14 protein-coding genes are annotated in these 17,763 nt (G+C 73.4%); 8 read left to right on the top strand and 6 right to left on the bottom strand.

The genetic code is table 11. From position 1 onward, the window contains the following. The first annotated feature begins 2 nt into the window (after nucleotides 1–2). The 6 genes from ACGFSC_RS22400 (at nucleotide 3) to ACGFSC_RS22425 (ending at nucleotide 5,394) form a co-directional block, all read left to right on the top strand. Nucleotides 3–647 (top strand): amino acid ABC transporter permease, encoded by a 645-nt coding sequence (locus ACGFSC_RS22400; RefSeq protein WP_359911656.1) that lies wholly within the window; start codon nucleotides 3–5, stop codon nucleotides 645–647. Continuing rightward, nucleotides 644–1,513: an amino acid ABC transporter permease gene (locus ACGFSC_RS22405; protein ID WP_359911659.1), complete on the top strand. Its 870-nt coding sequence runs from the start codon at nucleotides 644–646 to the stop codon at nucleotides 1,511–1,513. The genes ACGFSC_RS22400 and ACGFSC_RS22405 overlap by 4 nt, the downstream gene beginning before the upstream one ends. A 174-nt stretch (nucleotides 1,514–1,687) precedes the next feature. Continuing rightward, nucleotides 1,688–2,593 carry a LysR family transcriptional regulator gene (locus tag ACGFSC_RS22410; protein WP_359911662.1) on the top strand — a complete coding sequence of 302 codons (906 nt, stop codon included), beginning with the start codon at nucleotides 1,688–1,690 and terminating at the stop codon, nucleotides 2,591–2,593. Nucleotides 2,594–2,786: 193 nt separating this feature from the next. Next, nucleotides 2,787–3,368 carry a cysteine dioxygenase family protein gene (locus ACGFSC_RS22415; protein ID WP_359911665.1) on the top strand — a complete coding sequence of 194 codons (582 nt, stop codon included), beginning with the start codon at nucleotides 2,787–2,789 and terminating at the stop codon, nucleotides 3,366–3,368. Nucleotides 3,369–3,426: 58 nt separating this feature from the next. Next, nucleotides 3,427–4,554, top strand: coding sequence for a putative sulfate exporter family transporter (locus tag ACGFSC_RS22420; RefSeq protein ID WP_359911722.1), 1,128 nt, complete (start codon nucleotides 3,427–3,429; stop codon nucleotides 4,552–4,554). Between the two features lie 126 nt (nucleotides 4,555–4,680). Then, entirely contained in the window at nucleotides 4,681–5,394 is a 714-nt protein-coding gene (locus ACGFSC_RS22425; RefSeq protein ID WP_359911668.1) for a spermidine synthase, read from the top strand. Nucleotides 5,395–5,676: 282 nt separating this feature from the next. On the opposite strand, the gene ACGFSC_RS22430 is transcribed toward ACGFSC_RS22425, so the two are convergent. The 3 genes from ACGFSC_RS22430 to ACGFSC_RS22440 all read right to left on the bottom strand — a co-directional run bounded on the left by ACGFSC_RS22430 (nucleotide 5,677) and on the right by ACGFSC_RS22440 (nucleotide 9,249). Next, nucleotides 5,677–7,659, bottom strand: coding sequence for a hypothetical protein (locus ACGFSC_RS22430; RefSeq protein WP_359911671.1), 1,983 nt, complete (start codon nucleotides 7,657–7,659; stop codon nucleotides 5,677–5,679). 139 nt (nucleotides 7,660–7,798) lie between these two features. Continuing rightward, on the bottom strand, nucleotides 7,799–8,641 hold the full coding sequence (locus ACGFSC_RS22435; protein WP_359911674.1) for a TetR/AcrR family transcriptional regulator: 843 nt from the start codon (nucleotides 8,639–8,641) through the stop codon (nucleotides 7,799–7,801). A gap of 98 nt (nucleotides 8,642–8,739) precedes the next feature. Further along, nucleotides 8,740–9,249: an NUDIX domain-containing protein gene (locus ACGFSC_RS22440; RefSeq protein WP_359911677.1), complete on the bottom strand. Its 510-nt coding sequence runs from the start codon at nucleotides 9,247–9,249 to the stop codon at nucleotides 8,740–8,742. Nucleotides 9,250–9,360: 111 nt separating this feature from the next. Between ACGFSC_RS22440 and ACGFSC_RS22445 the strand changes: the two genes are divergently transcribed. Further along, nucleotides 9,361–10,584 (top strand): serine hydrolase domain-containing protein, encoded by a 1,224-nt coding sequence (locus ACGFSC_RS22445; RefSeq protein ID WP_359911679.1) that lies wholly within the window; start codon nucleotides 9,361–9,363, stop codon nucleotides 10,582–10,584. 2 nt (nucleotides 10,585–10,586) lie between these two features. On the opposite strand, the gene ACGFSC_RS22450 is transcribed toward ACGFSC_RS22445, so the two are convergent. The 3 genes from ACGFSC_RS22450 to ACGFSC_RS22460 form a co-directional block, all read right to left on the bottom strand. Continuing rightward, complete coding sequence (locus ACGFSC_RS22450) at nucleotides 10,587–10,910, bottom strand: nuclear transport factor 2 family protein (RefSeq protein ID WP_359911682.1); 324 nt, start codon at nucleotides 10,908–10,910, stop codon at nucleotides 10,587–10,589. A 223-nt stretch (nucleotides 10,911–11,133) separates the two neighbouring features. Continuing rightward, nucleotides 11,134–12,657 (bottom strand): aldehyde dehydrogenase family protein, encoded by a 1,524-nt coding sequence (locus ACGFSC_RS22455; protein ID WP_359911685.1) that lies wholly within the window; start codon nucleotides 12,655–12,657, stop codon nucleotides 11,134–11,136. A gap of 557 nt (nucleotides 12,658–13,214) precedes the next feature. Continuing rightward, nucleotides 13,215–14,162 (bottom strand): terpene cyclase, encoded by a 948-nt coding sequence (locus ACGFSC_RS22460; RefSeq protein ID WP_359911688.1) that lies wholly within the window; start codon nucleotides 14,160–14,162, stop codon nucleotides 13,215–13,217. 309 nt (nucleotides 14,163–14,471) lie between these two features. Here ACGFSC_RS22460 and ACGFSC_RS22465 point away from each other — a divergent pair, with 309 nt between their 5' ends. Then, nucleotides 14,472–17,486: an AAA family ATPase gene (locus tag ACGFSC_RS22465; RefSeq protein ID WP_359911691.1), complete on the top strand. Its 3,015-nt coding sequence runs from the start codon at nucleotides 14,472–14,474 to the stop codon at nucleotides 17,484–17,486. The last annotated feature ends 277 nt before the right edge of the window (nucleotides 17,487–17,763 follow it).

The raw sequence follows: 17,763 nt of genomic DNA on the forward strand, positions 1-17,763 counted from the left end.
CCGTGAAAACGCTGATCGACAACTGGTCGACCTACTGGGAGGGGTTCCTCGGCACGCTCTCGCTGTTCGCGGTGAGCGCCGTGCTGTCGCTGGTGCTGGGCGTGCTGATCGCGGGCTTCCGGGTCTCGCCGGTCAAGCCGCTGCGGGTGTTCGGGACGGTGTGGGTGACCTTGCTGCGCAACACGCCGCTGACGCTGCTGTTCTTCATCGTGGTGCTGGGCCTGCCCCGGTTCAACATCACCCTGCCCTTCTACACCTTCGCGGTGCTCGCGCTGGGCTGCTACACCTCGGCCTTCGTCTGCGAGTCGATGCGGTCGGGCATCAACACGGTGCCGACCGGGCAGGGCGAGGCGGCCCGCAGCCTGGGCATGAGCTTCGGGCAGACGATGAGCCTGGTGGTGCTGCCGCAGGCGTACCGCTCGGTGGTGGCGCCGCTCGGCAGTGTGATGATCGCGCTGGCCAAGAACACGGCGATCGCCGGCTCGTTCAGCGTCACCGAACTGCTGGGCACCTACCGGACCATCAACGAGCTGGGCTACAGCATCGTCTGGACCTTCGTCTGGATCGCCGTCGGATACCTGATCATCACTCTGGCCATCAGCGCCGTCTTCAACCTGCTGGAACGACGAGTGGCGGTGTCCCGATGACCGTTGAATCCTCGGCGCTGTACGACATCCCCGGCCCGAAGGCGCTCGCCCGGCACCGGCTGTACGGCGGGATCGCGCTGCTGCTGATCGCGGCGCTGATCGGCTGGGTGATCTACATGCTGTTCCACACCAACCAGTTCACGTACGCCAAGTGGCAGCCCTTCGAGTACCGGGGCGTGCAGGAACTGCTGCTGCGCGGGCTCGGCAACACCCTCAAGGCCTTCGGCTGGACGGTGCTGTTCGCGCTGCCCTTCGGCGCGCTGTTCGCGGCCGGGCGGCTCTCCGACCACCGGGTGGTGCGCTGGCTCTCCACGCTGGTGGTGGAGTTCTTCCGGGCCATGCCGGTGCTGGTGATGATCTTCTTCGTCTTCGTCGCGCTCAAGGTGCAGCCGCTCTGGGCGCTGGTGACCGGGCTGGTGCTCTACAACGGCTCGGTGCTGGCCGAGGTGTTCCGGGCCGGCGTGCTCGCCGTGCCCAAGGGCCAGCGGGAGGCGGCGTACGCACTGGGCATGCGCAAGACCCAGGTGATGTCGTACGTCCTGGTGCCGCAGGCCAACCGGGCGATGCTGCCGGCCATCATCAGCCAGCTGGTGGTCGCCCTCAAGGACACCTCGCTGGGCTTCCTGATCACCTACGAGGAGTTCCTGCACGCGGGCAAGCTGATCGCCACCAACCTGGACTACGACCTGCCGTTCATCCCGGTGGTGATGGTGATCGCACCGATCTACATCGGCATGTGTCTGCTGCTCTCCTGGCTCGCCCGCTTCGTGGAACGGCGCAGCCGGCGCAGCCCGGGCGTGCGCGGCGGGGCACCGGTGGTCAAGGCCGAGGTGGCGATGGGGCTGCCGCCGTCGGCGCAGCAGTGAGGAGCTTGGTTCGGGGCTGAACCATAGGTACGGGTGGGGTTGGGGTCGATACCTCCAAATTCCTCTTATGATTCTCGGGCGTCCGGGCGCGGTCCGAGCACGGTCCGAGCACGGTCCGGGCGGGGCCGGAGCGGGGCTGTCGAGAACGGGTGGGCGGGAGGGATCATGGAGCCGGTGTTCGATTCGCGGCACATCAGGACGTTCCACGAGGTCGTCCGGGCCGGTTCCTACTCGGCCGCCGCCCGCGAGCTCGGCTACACCCAGCCCGCCATCACCCAGCAGATGAAGGCGCTCGAACGCACCGTCGGCGTTCCGCTCTTCACCCGGGCCGGGCGCGGACTGCGGCTCACCGAGGCCGGCGAAGCGCTCTCCCGGCACGCCGAACTGATCCTCGACAGCATGTCCGCCGCCCAGCAGCAGCTCGCCGCCCTCGCCCGGCTGCGCGCCGGACGGGTGCGGGTCTGCGCCTTCCCCAGCGCCAACGCCACCCTGATACCCGAGGCGATGGCCCGGCTGCTGGCCGAGCACCCCGGCGTGCGGGTCGAACTGCTGGAGGCCGAGCCGCCGGACTCCGTCCAGCGGCTGCTGCGCGGGGAGTGCGACATCGCGCTGGCCTTCCGTTACCCCGGCGTGGCCACCGAGGTGCCGGAGGGCGTGGACGAGATCCCGCTGATGGAGGACCTGCTCACGGTGCTGCTGCCGGTCGGGCACCCGCTCGGCCGCCGGCACGCCGTACGGCTGGCCGACCTCGGCGGCGAACGCTGGATCGCCGGCTGTCCGCGCTGCCGGGCCAACCTGCTGCACGTCTGCGCGGAGGAGGGGTTCGCGCCGGACATCGTGTTCTCCACCGACGACAACCTCGCGGTGCAGTCGCTCGTCGCCGCCGGGGTCGGGATCGCGCTGATGCCGGCACTGGTGCTCTCCTTCATGTGCCACCGCAAGGTCACCGGGCGGGCCGTCGAACCGCACCTGCGGCGGCAGGTGAGCGCGTACGTGCTGCGCGAGCACCGCCGGATCCCGGCCACCGGGCTGGTGCTGGACCACCTGCGGCAGGCGGCGGCGAGTCGGGTCGGGTGCTGAGCGCCGAACCGGGTGACGACTCCCGGCGGCGACCGGAAGCAGGTAGCCGGCAGCAGGTAACGGGCGAGCGGCAGCAGGTAGCCGGCAGTAGGTAACCGGTGAGCTGCTGCCCGCTGACATATAAGCGTTAGTGGGGAGGTTCCTTACGAACCCTCCTTGGACGTGATAGGTCGCCAGGGTCGAACCTGCTGGGATGACTCCCTCAGCCACGGTCGGCAGCGACCGACTCACCGAGCGGATGACCGCGCTGATCAGTGAGATCCGCGCCGTCGTGGACCGCGGACTCCCGCCGGAGCTCACCGCCTACCTGGTCGGCGAGCGACTCGCCCCGCACCTGCACGCCGACCCGGACGGCCCCGACGCGCTGCTCGCCCCCGCCCACCGCGAGGGCGACCCGCAGCGCTACCGCCAGCACGTCCTGCACGCCGAGGAGGACGGCAGCTTCTCCGTCGTCGCCCTGGTCTGGCTGCCCGGTCAGCAGACCCCGATCCACGACCACGTCTCCTGGTGCGTGGCCGGCGTCCACCAGGGCCAGGAGAGCGAGACCCGCTACCGGCTGGTCTCCGGCGGCCCCACCGCCCGACTGGTCGAGACCGAGCACGTGGCCGGCCCGGCCGGTACCGTCGCCGCCTTCGCCCCGCCCGGCGACATCCACCTGGTGCGCAACTCCTGTAGCAGCACGGCGATCTCCATCCACGTCTACGGTGCGGACGTCTCCCGGCTCGGCACCAGCATCCGGCGGGTCTACCGGATGCCCGCCGACGGGCAGCAGTGATCCCGGCGTGGCACTGACCCTCCGGCACCGCGCCGCCCGCACCCGCTCGTTGCCCCCGATGCGCGGGGACGCCCCCGGGCTGCTGCTCGCCGCCCTCGGGGTGGCCGCCGCGCTGGGCGTCCACGCGCTGGTGCCGGCCGTGCCCAAGCTCACCGCCGCCGTCGTGCTCGGCATGGCGGCGGCCCACCTGCCCGGGGTGCGCCCGGTGGTCCGCGGGATCGCCCGGCCGGGGCTGTCCACGGCCGGGAAGCGGCTGATGCGGCTCGGGATCGTGCTGCTCGGGCTCAAGCTCAGCCTGGACGACGTGCTCGGCCTCGGCTGGGCCACGGTGGCCATGGTGCTGGCCGTGGTCGCGGCCACCTTCGCGGGCACGCTCTGGCTGGGCCGGCGGCTCGGCCTGCCCGGTGACCAGCCACTGCTGGTCGCCACCGGGTACTCGATCTGCGGGGCCTCGGCGATCGGCGCGGTCAGCCAGGCGGCGGGCAGCGAGGAGGAGGACGTCGCGGCCTCGGTGGCGCTGGTCACCCTGTGCGGGACGCTGGCGATCGTCGTGCTCCCGCTGCTCCAGCATCCGCTCGGGCTCGACGAGCTGGAGTTCGGGCGCTGGGTCGGGGCGAGCGTGCACGACGTCGGGCAGGTGGTCGCCACCGCGCAGACCAGTGGGGCCGGGGCGCTGCGGGAGGCGGTGCTGGTCAAGCTGATGCGCGTGGTGCTGCTGGCGCCGCTGGTCGCGGGGGTGGCCGTCATGGTGCGGCGGAACCTGCGGGCGGCGCGGATGGCGCGGGTGGCTTCGGTGAAGGTCGCGGCGGGGGTTTCGGCCGGGGCTTCGGCGGCGGTGACGTCGGCGGCGGGGGCTCCGGCGGAGGGCGAGGTGGGCGGGAAGCCGGGTGAGAAGTCGGGTGAGAAGTCGGTGAAGGCCGGCAACCGCCCGCCGATCGTGCCGCTGTTCGTGGCGGGGTTCCTCGCGATGATCGTCCTGCGGACCACCGGGGTGCTGCCCGAGCGGGCGCTCGGCCTGGCCTCGGACGCCCAGGAACTGCTGCTGGCCGCCGCGTTGTTCGGTCTCGGCAGTGCGGTGCACCTGCCGACCATGGCCCGCACCGGCGGGCGGATCGCACTGCTCGGGCTCGGATCCTGGGTGGTCGTCGCGGGAGTCTCGTACGCGGGGGTGCTGGTCACGACCTGACGGACCCGGGTGCGGACTCGGCTATTGTCGGGCGCAAGCCCACCCGGCCCGCCGGTACCAGGGCGGTGGTGCGGCCGAGTTCACCCGAGTTCACCCGAGTTCACCCGAGTCCGCCAAGGAGGACGGATGACCACAGCACTGCCCGAACGCGACGGCCGCGAGGCCGTCGTCACGCTCGACCGGCGGGAGGGCCCGTACGGTGAGGTGGTGCTCCGGCAACGCGGTCGGGACTTCGAGATCATCGCCAACGGCTGCTTCCTGATGGACACCGCCGACGGGCGCTCGGAGCGGCTGCTGATCCAGACGGCCCTGGACGAGCTGGACCGTACGGGCGGCGGCCCGGTCGAGCGGCCGTCGGTGCTGATCGGGGGCCTCGGGGTCGGATTCTCGCTGGCGTACGCGGCGGCCGAGCCGCGCTGGGGGCGGATCGCCATCGTCGAGCGGGAGTCCGCGATCATCGACTGGCACCGGACCGGCCCGCTCGGCGCCTTCTCGGGCGGTGCACTGGACGACGAGCGGGTCGAGGTTCTCCACACCGACCTGCTGGAGTACCTCGCGGCGGCGGACGGCGAGCGCTACGACGCGCTGTGCCTCGACATCGACAACGGGCCGGACTGGACCGTCACCGAGTCCAACGACGGGCTGTACGGCGCGGACGGGCTGACGGTGCTGTGGCACCGGTTGCGGCCCGGCGGGGTGCTGGCCGTGTGGAGTGCGCAGCCTTCGCAAGCCTTCGAGGACGCGCTGCGGGCGGTGGGCTTCTCGGACGTGGTGTCGCACGAGGTCCCGGTCGCCCGGGGGGTGCCGGACGTGGTGCACCTGGCCCGGCGGGCGGGCTGAGCGCCGAAGCCGGTCCGGCCGGGGCGGAGCAGATGCGCCCGGAGCGTGGGTGAACCCGTCGGCGGTGTGCGGCGGTTGATGGCGGAGCGGATCGCGGCCGACCTCCGACGGCGCTCGCGGCAGGGGAGTTGGCGCCGGGGGGAGAGGGGCCGGGAGCGGGTAACGGATGACAGCTGACAGGTAACAGATTTCAGATTTCGTTCGCTGAAATCTGAAATCTGTCGACTGTCGGCCGTCATCCGTTCGCCGTGTCACCGCGCGGCGGCTCGCCGCGCCTCCGGCTCAGCCGAACGGGCGGTTCTCCGGCTCGGCGCCGACCGCGGCTACCGGCTCCGGTTCGTCCGTCGGCAGGGCCGGGATGCCCTCCATGGAGAAGGGGTTGAAGTCCGGCGGCGGGACCATCACCGGTGTGCCCTTGCGCGGACCCGCCTCCTCCTCGTCCCCGGGCTGCTCCGATTCCTGTGCCGCCGCTTCCACTGCGACGGGCGGGGCATGGGCCGGGACGACGGGCGGGGTCGAGGGCGGCGGCGGGACGGCACGGCCCTGCGAGGGGAGGGTGGTGCCGAACGGATCGGCCTTCTGCTCGGCCGTGACCGTGGTCCCGAACGGGTCGGCGACCGGAGCGGCGCCGGCGGGCCGGGCCGCGGGCGCGTCGCCCGGCGCGTCCGGGATGCCCTCCATGGAGAAGGGGTTGAAGTCGGCCGGCGGGACCATCACCGGCGTGCCCTTCGGGCGGTCCTCGGCATCCGGCGCCGTGTCCTCCGCACCGGAGGAGGGGACCTCCGCGACGGGCGCGAAGGGGTTGAAGTCCGCGGGAGGTACCCGTACCGGTGTGCCGCGCAGGTGCACCGGCTCCTCCTCCGCCTCCTTCTCGACGGCGGCAGCGACGGCAGCGGCAGCGGGGGCTTGATCCGGAACCTGAGCCGGAGCAGGGGCCTGCGCCGGGGCGGGTGTCCGGACCGGAGCGGGAGCCTGGACCGGAACGCCGCTCATCGCGGCCGGCACGCCGTCCCAGCCGAACTGGACGCTCTTCAGCAGCTCCGCGAACGCCTCCGTGTACAGCTCCCAGTCCTCCGGCCGCGCCGTGGACAGCTGGGCGCACAGCACCGTCCCGCCGTCCGGCAGCGGTACGAAGGCCTGGACGGCCGAGGTGACCACCCAGCGCCGCTGCCCGTCGGCGGCCAGCGGGCCGGGCACCGGGGCGGTCCGGCCCTCGACCAGGACGGCGGCCGGTCCGGCCGGCAGCAGGACGGTCCACACCTCGGCGTGCCGCCGGACGGTGGCCAGTTCGGTGGCGAGCGCGGTGATCGGCAGCGGGTGCCGGGCGAGCGAGACGACGAGGGCGGCGTCCGAGGTGCGGTCGTCCAGTTCCAGGGCGCAGACGCCGGCGTAGACGACGCCGGCGTCGCGGATCAGGTCGGCCAGAGTGGCGGAGATCACCGCGAAGTCGCGCCGCGGCTCCGGGCCGGTGGCGCTGAACAGTTCCTCGGCGACCTCCGCCAGGTGCCGGGCCAGTTCGTCGGCGGCCGCCACGGTGGCCGGGTCCGTACCGCCCATCCGGTCCGTACCGCCCGCCCGGTCCGTACCGCCTGTCCGGTCCGTACCGCCTGTCCGGTCCGTACCGCCCGTCCGGTCCGTGTCGCCGGGCCGGTGCGTGCCGTCGGGCAGTGCCGGCAGCGGGGGCACCGCACGGGCGGAGACGCCGGGCGGGCCGCCCGGGGAGGTCAGCGCGTGGAAGCCGGGCGGCACGACCAGCCGGACCTCGGCGCCCGCGCCGGTGGGCAGTTCGACCGGTTGCCGGGTCTGCTGCCCGGCCGCCAGCGCGGCCAGCGCGGGGGCGAACGGCGGGCGCAGCTTGGCGTCGGCGAACTCGCCGGTGACCGGGAGCTGGAACAGCGCGGCCGAGGTGGTGCCCCGGTCGGCGATGGCACCGCGCACCGCGCCGCTGCCGTACCGGGCCTGGAGCGCGGTGACCACCCGGTCGGTGAGCCGTGCACCGGTGCCCGGCCGGGCGGTGCCGGCGGTGGTCACCGTGCCGAGCCGGTCGAGGGCGGTGTGCACCGGGCCGTTGGGGGCCAGGGGCAGGCCGAACAGCGTTTCGGCGGCGGGGTGTTCGGCCGCCCGCGGGGCGCTCAGCGAGGCCGCCGGGTGGCGCGAGGTGCGCTCGTCGAAGAGGGCGTCGGTGAGGGTGCCGAGGGTCGCGCAGACCTGCTCCGCCGCCGCGAAGGGATTGGCCTCCACGCTGAACTGCACGTCCTGGGTCACCTGGTGAGCCCCCCGCTCTGCTCCGTCTGCCGTCGGTGTTTCGGGTGGGACCGGGCCCGCCGCGGCGGCGGGTCGTCAGATCCCGGCTCATTCCTATCAGAGCCCGCCGTCCGGACCGAACCGCAGGATGACCCGATGATCACTCGGTGGTGGTGCCGGTGGCCTGCGCGGACCCGTCCTCGGGGGTGCCGGCGGCGAGTGCGGTGACCGCCTCGACGATCCCCGGCACGGCGAACAGCCCCGCGAGGTCCCGCACCAGGCGCCCGGTCGGGCCGTCCGGGCGTTCGTCGGCGAAGAAGGAGGCCAGTTCGGCGGCGAGGGCCGGTTCGCGGGCGGCGGTGAGGGTGAGCGAGGCGACGAACTCCTGCACCAGGTGCAGCTGGAGCTCCTCCAGCGGCACCGAGCGCTCGACCAGCCACTCCAGCGAGGTGATCTCGGCGTTGGCGATCCAGGCCCGGACGGTCAGCCGCAGTCCGGCGCTCGGCTCGGGGAGCGCCAGGTGGGCCAGGATCTGCTCCTGTGCGGCCCTGCGCACGTCGTCGATCACCGCCGAGGTGCCCGCGCTGGCCGCCACCGAGCCGCCGCGCAGCAGCGCGGCGAAGCCCGGCCCGTGGCTCTGCACGAAGTCCAGGTAGCGGCCCATCACCCGGTGGAGCCGCTCCGACAGCGGCCCGTCCATGGGCTCCTCGAACCGGGCCGACAGCTCCTGCCCGGCCCGCCGCAGCGACTCCTCGTACAGCGCCTGCTTGCCGGGGAAGTAGTGGTACACCAGGGGCCGGGAGGCCCCCGCGGCGGCGGCGATGTCGTCGATCGACACTTCCTCCGGCGGCCGCCGGCTGAACAGTTCCAGCGCCACGGCGATCAGCTGCTCCCGCCGCTCGTCCACGCTCAGCCGCCGACGCGGCCGCTCGCCCGCCGCCCGGGCGGAGGCGGAGGTCCGTGCTGCGCGATCGGCCGTCGGTGACGGCGTACGGGAGGCCATGCGCGCCACCCTAGTTCGTCGAGGGCCCTGTGGTGGAGACAGGGGCCCACTGCTCTCCGGCCCGCGCACCGGGCCCGAACGCCGAGGTCGTGGCGGCGCTACGCGGACCGGAGGTCCAGGTAGCGGCGGTAGGCCTCGCGCCCGTCGGGGACGAAGGAGTCGCGGGTGAGGCGGTCGGCGAGTTCGGCGGGGGTGAGCCAGGTGTGCCAGGCGACCTCGGACTCCTGGGGGGAGACCGGGCCGTCCCACTCGGCCTCGTACATGTCGCACCACCAGGAGAGCCGGTCCTGCTCGAAGAGGAACTTGAACAGGGGGCGCGGGGCGATGCCGTGCACGCCGAGCTCCTCCTCGGCCTCGCGGACGGCGGCCTCGGCGTAGGTCTCGCCGGAGCCGACCACGCCGCCGACGAACATGTCGTACGCGCCGGGGGCGAAGAGCTTGGTGTCGGTGCGGCGGTGGACGAAGATCCGCCCGGCCGGGTCGCGGACCAGGATGAAGACGCAGCGGTGGGTGAGCCCGCGCCGGTACACCTCGCCGCGCAGGGCGGTCCCGATCACGCGGTCGTGCTCGTCGACGATGTCCAGCAGTTCCTCGGCAGGGTTGGTCATGAGGGACAGGTTAGGGTTTCGGGGCTCGGTTCGAACGGATTCGATCGAAGGAGATCGAGAACGAACCCGAGTGGCACGAGAAGCAACGGAACTGGTCGAGGGCGGCACGCGGTGGTGGAGATCTGGGGCGAGACGGCCGAGGGGTTCGAGCCCGTACGGGCGGCCTTCGCGCGGAACTTCGCCGACTACGGCGAGCTCGGTGCGGCCTTCGCGCTGTACGTGCGCGGCCGCAAGGTGGTCGACCTGTGGGGCGGTGACGCCCGGCCCGAGGTCGGCGGCCGGCCGGCGCCCGCGGTGCCGTGGACGGCGGACACCGCGCAGGTGCTGCGCTCGGTCACCAAGGGCCTGACCGCGACCACCGCGCTGCTCCTGGCCGAACGCGGCCTGCTCGACCTGGACGCCCCGGCGGCCTCGTACTGGCCGGAGTTCGCGGCGGCCGGCAAGGGCCGTATACCGGTGGCCTGGCTGCTCTCGCACCAGGCCGGAGTGCCCGCGCTGGACGTGCCGCTGCGGCTGGAGGACGTGCTCACCTGGGAGCGCGCGGCCGCCGCAGTCGCCGCGCAGGCGCCCGCCTGGGAACCCGGCACCGCGCACGGCTACCACCCGTACACCTTCGGCTGGCTGGTCGGCGAGGTGGTGCGCCGGGTCAGCGGCCGGACGGTGGGCCAGTACTTCGCCGAGGAGGTCGCCCGGCCGCTCGGGCTGGACCTGTGGATCGGGCTGCCGGCCGGCGCCGCGCCCAGGGTCGGCAGGCTCGTCGACCTCCCGGCGCCGGACGCGGCTCGGACCGGTCCGAGCGGGCTGCGGCTGCGACCCAAGCAGTCCGTCCGGGACGCCTACCAGGACCCGGCCTCGCTGACCGCCCGCTCCTTCGCCTCGGTGCGCCCCGGCGTGGACCTCAACGACCCGGCGGTGCAGGCCGCCGAGATCCCCGGCGCCGGCGGCATCGGCACAGCCCGGTCACTCGCCCGGTTCTACGCGGCACTGATCGGCGCGGCCGACCGCCCGGACGGCTCCGGCGCGCTGCTGCCGCCGCTGCTCGGCCCCGAGGTGCTGGCACGCGCGGTCGAGCCGGCGGTGAGCGGGCCGGACCGGGTGCTGATCGTCAACTCCACCTTCGGCCTGGGCTTCTGGCGGCACGGCCCGACCGCGCCGATGGCCTCCCCGGCGAGCTTCGGCCACCCGGGTCGGGGCGGTTCGCTCGGCTTCGCCGACCCCGACCTGGGGCTGGGCTTCGGCTACGTCACCAACGGCATGCAGCCGGGCGTCACCGGGGACATCCGCTCGCGGAACCTGATCCGCGCGGTGCGGGGGTGCCTGGGGCTGGACCGGTAGCCTCAGGCCTGGCCGGTCTCGAAGCGGTGGATCTTCCCGCCGTCGACGGTGAAGCGCCAGGCGGTGCGCATGGTGCCCCAGGTCTCGTTGGTGAACTCGGCGACCAGCGCGTGGCCTCCGCTCGACTCGGTCTGGACGGCCATCCGGCCGTTCGGGCCGAAGATCTCCCGGTCGACCCAGTCCGCCAGGTCGCGCTCGGAGCCGTCGTCGGCCATGGTCGCGTCCGGGGCCAGCAGCGCGAAGAAGGCCTCGCGGTCGCCCGCGTTGACCGCGGTGACGAAGGCGCGGACGGCGGGGTCGCTGAGTTTCGTGGGGGCGATGGTCACGCGGGACTCCCTGATGGGGGTGAGGGGCGGGGAGTCCTGTCTACGGCTTTCGCGCGGGCCGTCCGGGCATGTCGGCGGCGCGTCGGTGAATTGACCGCATTCATGTGCTTTGATCCCCGGAACGGGCGATTCGCCCCGGAGCCCGCCACGGGGAGTGGCGAGGGAGCGGGAGGCCCCGATGGGCCTCCCGCTCCGCTTTCCCGGCCTCCCGGGCTCGTCGGGTCTAGAAGAAGCCGACCGCGTCGGGGGAGTAGCTGACCAGCAGGTTCTTGGTCTGCTGGTAGTGCTCCAGCAGCGCCTTGTGGGTCTCCCGCCCGATGCCGGAGTTCTTGTAGCCGCCGAAGGCCGCGTGGGCCGGGTAGGCGTGGTAGCAGTTCGTCCAGACCCGGCCCGCCTGGATGGCGCGCCCGGCCCGGTGGGCGGTGTTGATGCTGCGGGTCCACACGCCCGCGCCGAGCCCGTACTGGGTGTCGTTGGCGAGCGCGACGGCCTGGTCGAAGCCGTCGAAGCGGGTGACCGAGACGACCGGTCCGAAGATCTCCTCCTGGAAGACCCGCATCGCGTTGTCGCCCTCGAAGACCGTCGGCGTGACGTAGTACCCGCCGGCCAGCGTGCCGCCGAGGTCGGCCCGCTCGCCGCCCACCAGGATCCTGGCGCCCTCGTCCTGGCCGATCTCGAAGTAGGAGAGGATCTTCTTCAGCTGCTCGACGCTGACCTGCGCGCCGACCTGGGTCTCGGTGTCCAGCGGGTTGCCCTGGCGCATCGCCCGCACCCGCGCCAGGCCGTCGCCGAGCAGCCGCTCGTAGACCGGGGTCTCGATCAGGGCGCGGCTGGGGCAGGTGCAGACCTCGCCCTGGTTGAGGGCGAACATCGCGAAGCCCTCGACGGCCTTGTCGTAGAAGGCGTCGTCCTCGGCGGCGACGTCCGCGAAGAACACGTTGGGGCTCTTGCCGCCGAGTTCCAGCGTGGCCGGGATCAGGTTCTCGGCGGCCGAACGGGCGATCAGCCGGCCGGTGCCGGTCTCGCCGGTGAAGGCGATCTTGCGGATCCGGGGGCTGGCGGCCAGCGGGGCGCCGGCCTCCTCGCCGAAGCCGGTGACGATGTTGACCACGCCGGGCGGCACCAGGTCGGCGGTCAGCTCGGCGAGCAGCAGCACCGAGGCCGGGGTCTGCTCGGCGGGCTTGAGCACCACCGCGTTGCCGGCGGCGAGCGCCGGGGCGAGCTTCCAGACCGCCATCAGGATCGGGAAGTTCCACGGGATGATCTGGCCGACCACGCCCAGCGGCTCGTGGAAGTGGTACGCCACGGTGTCCTCGTCCAGCTGGGAGAGGCTGCCCTCCTGGGCCCGCAGCGCACCGGCGAAGTAGCGCAGGTGGTCGACCGCGAGCGGGAGGTCGGCGGCCAGCGTCTCGCGCACCGGCTTGCCGTTCTCCCAGCTCTCCGCGACGGCCAGCTGCTCCAGGTTGGTCTCCATCCGGTCCGCGATCCGCAGCAGGACCTGCGCGCGCTCGGCGGCGGAGGTGCGGCCCCAGGCCGGGGCCGCGGCGTGGGCCGCGTCCAGCGCGGCCTCGATGTCCTCGGCGGTGCCCCGGGCGACCTCGGTGAACACCTCGCCGGTGACCGGGGTCGGGTTGCCGAAGTACTCGCCGCGCACCGGAGGCGTCCATTCGCCGCCGATCCAGTGCTCGTACCGGGAGCGGTAGGCGACGATGCTGCCGGGCGTGCCGGGGGGCTGGTAGACCGTCATGTTCGCTGTCTCCTCGCTGCGTCGGGCGCCGCCGGGCACGGCTCGGGCCACGGGCGGCACGCCGGACCGCCCGTTCGGGGGCGGTCCGGCGGGAGGGGTCGGACACGCAATCGGACCGGCGCCCCGCCGGGGCGCCCGCCGCCGAGCACGATAACCGCCGGGCGCCCGGCGCGGCTACGGTCCGTACGCGTGTCCGGTACGGAGGGTGTGTCTTCCGGTCGCTCGCGGGGGCCTGGGCCGCCGGACGTTCCCGGACCGGATCTCCGCGGGATCCCGGGCCCGATCCCGATCTCCGCGGGACCCCGGGGCCCGATCCCGATCTCCGCGGGCGTCCCGAAACGGATCACTGCGGGGGCGCGCGTTTCGGACGCACCCCCGCGACCCGTGGCCGCGCGCCGTCGCGCGTCGGTGGGGCTGTTCCCGGCGTGCCTCCGTGAGCCGCCGTGCGTCGGCCGGACCGTCCCCGCGGCGTGCCGCCGTACGCCGCCGTACGGCCGGGGCGGCGCTCTCGGGTCGCGCCACCGCACGCCCGTCGGGCGGTCCGGGGCGCACGCCGGTCAGACCGCGTGGTACCGGCCGGTGCGGGCCTCCCAGCTGAGGTAGCCGGCCAGCCAGGTGAGCAGCCCGTCCGCGTACCGCTGGGCGATCGTGCGTTCGATCCGGGAGAGGCCCAACTCGCGGTGGACGTCGGGCAGCCGGGCGTGCAGTTCGGCGCAGCGGTCGACCATCAGCTGGGCCTCGGCGATGACCGCCGCGCAGGCCTCCTCGGCCGAGCAGCGCCGTTCCCGCTGGACGATCATGACCAGGTTGTTCACGTCCCCGCGCGGCGCCTCCAGCGGGTAGGAGTGCACGTCGTTGCTGAGCGACGGTATGTCGGCGGCCAGCTGGCGGAGCTGACGCAGCACGGGGTGGTGCAGGACGGCGGCCGGGACCTCGAACTGGCCCAGGCGTTCGACCATGTCGAAGATGGTCTCCATCGCCGCGGTGCCCCGGCGGAGCTCCAGGTAGCCCGCGCGGTCCGGCGGCCGGGTGGAGATCCGGCCGGCCGCCTCGGCCGGGTGGCTGGCCAGGTAGTACTCCCAGTTGTAGGCGGCGCGGGCCTGCCAGCGGGCCGGCATGCCCCGCATGCTGCGGTTCCACAGATCGGCGAAGGCGGTCTCGACCGCGGAGCCCTGGTCGGGGCGGGCGCCGTGCAGGACGGCGATCAGCCGCTCGCAGATCGGGGCCACCTCGGCGGGACGGCGGCCGAGCGGGCCGTCGAACTGGTCGTCGAAGAGGAAGTAGAAGCCCATCAGGTCGGCGGCCAGGGCGAGTTCGTCCGGGCCGGCGTCCGGATAGCCGAGTGCGGCGAGGTCCACCACCTCCCAGTGCGCGTAGCCGGGATGGTCGGCGTCGGGCAGCAGCGGGTGGCGGATCAGCCAGTCCCTGTGCAGTGCGGTGGCGTGGACGCCGTGCGGACTGCGGCGGTGCGGGAACGGAATCTGAAGTGAGGTGTCGTCAGACATCGGACTCCCGGTGCAGCGGAGGGTGGGGGCGCTTGTTGTTGGAGCGGTGATGGTGGGGGGAGTTGGCGCGACGGGGCGCGGACGGTGAGGGTGGGCTTCGCAAGATCATCCGCGCCTCGAAGGCCGTAGGGTATCTGATGCAATGATGGGATGTTAGGGATGTAGGGCAATTGCCCTTGACAGTGCCCCCAAACCCTCACCGTCCGCCCCAGCCTGCACGAATGCCCCACGGGGAGGTCCGCACGGCGCTAACCTCGGCTCCACGCAGTGATGGAGCTGTGACGCAGCGGGCGAGGCGGAGGCACGACGGTGACCGAGCAGGAGAACGCACTTCGGGCGGGCGGTGGTTCCGCCCACGACGGCGACGGCATCGCGCCCCGGGTCCGGTTGCGCGACCGCGACGCCGAACTGCGCTCGGTGGAGGCCGCTGTCGACCGGCTCTGCCGCGGCTTCGCCGCCGGCGGCACCGAGATCGGCGACCTGCTCACCTTCTCGGGCCGCCCCGGCATCGGCAAGACCAGTCTGCTGCACGAGGTCAGGCGGCTCGCCAAGCTCCGCGACGGCGCCACCGTGCTGTTCGCCCGAGGCGGTGAACGGCAGTTCAAGGAGCCGTACCACGTCCTGCGCCAGCTGCTCCAGCCCGTGCTCACCGACCTGAAGCCCGAGGTCTTCAGCCAGGTCATGGGCACCTGGGAGGAGGTCGTGGGACCGGCCATGGGCCTCAAGCAGCCCAAGGCCGGCGCCCGCCGCCTCGACCCGCAGGGCGTGCGCGACGGCCTCGACTACGTCCTCACCCAGCTCGCGCCGCGCCGCGCGCCGATGGTGATGATCGTCGACGACCTGCACTGGGCGGACGGCGAGTCACTCTCCTGGCTGACCAAGTTCGCCATCCGATCGAGTGAACTTCCCGTACTGCTCGTCTTCGCCTTCCGGGAGGACGAGAACGACTGGCCCATCGAGACCCAGGACTTCCGGCGGGACGTCCTCCTCCTCAAGGGTCGCAAGCACGAGCTCAACCGGCTCACCCTCAGCTCCGTCACCGACATGATCCGCGCCGAGCTCGGCGACAGGGCCGAGGACGCCTTCTGCTACGAGTTCTGGAACGTCGTCAACGGCAACCCGTTCGAGGCCAACGCCCTGCTCGACCAGGTGCGCGAGCAGGAACTCGAACCGGTCGAGGAGAACTCCCGGCAGCTGCGCGAACTCGCCGTCGACGCCGCCGGGATGACCCTCAAGAGCTGGCTGGATCGGCTCGGCGCCAGCACCCTGCGCTTCGCCTGGGCCTGCGCGATGCTGGGCACCGACATCCGGGTCGACCTCGCCACCCGGATCTCCACCCAGAGCACCGAGGGCGCCCGCGACTCCATCAAGCGGCTGCGCAAGCAGCGCGTGCTGACCCAGACCCCCAACGGGAACCTGGAGTTCGTCCACCCGCTGATCGCCAGCTCCATCTACAACACCATGCCGGACGCCACCCGCCTCGGCATGCACGGCATCGCCGCCGCCGAGATCGAGAACGCCGGACTCGGCCTGCTCGCCGCCTCCCGCCACCTGGTCGAGACCCACTCCGGCGAGGGCGACGACCGGATCGTCAAGAAGCTGCGCCGCGCCGCCGTCGAACACCAGCTGATCGGCGCCCCCGAGGCGGCCCAGCGCTGTCTGCACCGCGCGCTCAACGAGCCGCCCGCCGACGAGATCAAGGCCGAGGTGCTCTACGAACTCGGGTGCTCCGCGCTGCTCACCGACCCCGTCGCCACCGTCAACCAGCTCAAACTGGCCCTCGACCCCGACGAGGTGCCGCTGCGCCCCGCCCTGCGCGTGGACGCCACCTTCCGGCTCTCCGAGGTGCTCGCCCACGCCGGTGAACTGGGCCAGGCGGCCCTGGTCTGCCAGGAAGAAGCCCTGAGGACCACCGAACCGGCCGGGCGCCAGCGGCTCCAGGCCGCCTCGTTCATGTGGCACGCCTTCCGCAAGTCCGAGGAGGACGGCCCGGGCCGCTCCGCCCGGCTCGGCGAGATGTGCCGGGGCCTGAGCGGGCGGGAGGCGGCCGACCGGGCCGTGCTCGCCATGCGCGCCTGGGACCTCACCCTGCGCGGCGCCGCCTCCGCCGATGCGCTCGCGCTCGCCGACGAGGTCCTCGACGGCGGCCGGCTGCCCAAGGGCCTCGGCTGGACCGACACCACCTGGGGCTTCGAACTGCCCTCGATGCTCGGCCTGACGTACATCTACAACGACCGCATCGCCCAGGCCGAACGGCTGGCCGCGGACGCCATCATCCAGTTCGAGATCGCCGGGTGGAGCGGTGCCCACCGGGGCTTCGCCTACTTCCTGATGGGCCTGGCCCGGTTCCGCCGCGGCCTGCTCGCCGAGGCCGAGGACTTCCTGCGCCGGGCGTACCGCATCTCCGAGCGGATCGGGGAGAAGCTGCCGCTGGCGTGGGACGCGATCGGCGTGCTCGTCGACACCCTGATCGCCCGCGGCCGGGTCGACGAGGCCTGGAAGCTGGCCAACGAGTTCGGCTTCCACCCGCCGTACCACGCGACGGCCATGGTGCTGCCGGACGCGGCCTCGCTGTACGGCAAGCTGCTGGTCGCCAAGGAGAAGTACGCGGGCGCGGCCGCCGCGCTCACCGAGGCGGGCGCCCAACTGGAGGTCCGCGGCTGGCACAACACCGTCTGGGCGCCCTGGGCCGGCCACCTCGCCATCGCGATCGCGGACGACGAGCCCGAGCGTGCCCGCGACTACGCCCAGCGGGCGGTCCGGGACGCACGCAACTTCGGCACCGCCTCGGCGATCGGAAGCGCGCTGCGCCTGCAGGCCCGGATCGAGGACGGCCAGGCGGCGGTCGAACTGCTGGAGGACGCCGTGGCGTACCTCGGGCAGTCCCCGGCCGGTTACGAGCACGCCGTCGCCCTGGTCGACCTCGGCGCCGCGCTGCGCCGGGTCGGGCGGCTGGAGGACGCCCAGGAGTACCTGTACCAGGGCATCGAACTGGCTCAGCACTGTTCCGCGGAGGGGCTGGTCGACCGGGCCCGGCGGGAGCTGGCCAACTACGGCCTGCGGCCCAACCGGCTGGGGCTGCGCGACTTCCGGGACACCCTGGAGACGCTCAGCAGCGCGGAGTGGGAGGTCGCCAAGCGGGCCGTGCAGGGCGTGCCGCCGCAGCGGATCGCCGACGAGCTCGGGGTGCCGCTCGGGCTGGTCAACCGTCGGCTGGCGGCGGTCTACCGCAAGGCGGGCAGCGGGCCGGACGGCCTGGCCTCGGCGCTCGGTCTGCCGCAGCAGCAGCGGGACGCGGGCCGGCTGGAGGAGCTGGACGGCTAGGAGCGGCCCCGGGGTCGGTCGTGGCGCCCCGGTGGTCGTGGCCGGTGCCCGGTGCGCGGGTGGGGCGCCCGGCGGTCGTGGCCGGTGCCCGGTGCCCGGTGCGCGGTGGGGTGCCCGGCGGTCGTAGGGGGCGCCAGATGGTGGACGGCGGCGCGGGAGGCGGCGCGTGGGTTCGCGGAAGCGCCCCCTCGGCCGCCGCCGTCGCTAGGCTGACGGGACACGGGGCTGCCGCGGCGACCCCTCGACGGACCCGGAACCGGGCGGCCGCGGTGCGACC

The sequence above is a fragment of the Kitasatospora sp. NPDC048715 genome (genome assembly GCF_043198905.1).
In the GTDB taxonomy this organism is placed as follows: domain Bacteria; phylum Actinomycetota; class Actinomycetes; order Streptomycetales; family Streptomycetaceae; genus Kitasatospora; species Kitasatospora lactacystinica.

Bases quoted from the DNA above. Each gene is read 5' to 3' on its own strand.
- ACGFSC_RS22440 (WP_359911677.1), bottom strand. From the start codon at position 9,249: ATGACCAACCCTGCCGAGGAACTGCTGGACATCGTCGACGAGCACGAC.
- ACGFSC_RS22420 (WP_359911722.1), top strand. From the start codon at position 3,427: ATGCGCGGGGACGCCCCCGGGCTGCTGCTCGCCGCCCTCGGGGTGGCC.
- ACGFSC_RS22415 (WP_359911665.1), top strand. From the start codon at position 2,787: ATGACTCCCTCAGCCACGGTCGGCAGCGACCGACTCACCGAGCGGATG.
- ACGFSC_RS22435 (WP_359911674.1), bottom strand. From the start codon at position 8,641: ATGGCCTCCCGTACGCCGTCACCGACGGCCGATCGCGCAGCACGGACC.
- ACGFSC_RS22460 (WP_359911688.1), bottom strand. From the start codon at position 14,162: ATGTCTGACGACACCTCACTTCAGATTCCGTTCCCGCACCGCCGCAGT.
- ACGFSC_RS22455 (WP_359911685.1), bottom strand. From the start codon at position 12,657: ATGACGGTCTACCAGCCCCCCGGCACGCCCGGCAGCATCGTCGCCTAC.
- ACGFSC_RS22425 (WP_359911668.1), top strand. From the start codon at position 4,681: ATGACCACAGCACTGCCCGAACGCGACGGCCGCGAGGCCGTCGTCACG.
- ACGFSC_RS22405 (WP_359911659.1), top strand. From the start codon at position 644: ATGACCGTTGAATCCTCGGCGCTGTACGACATCCCCGGCCCGAAGGCG.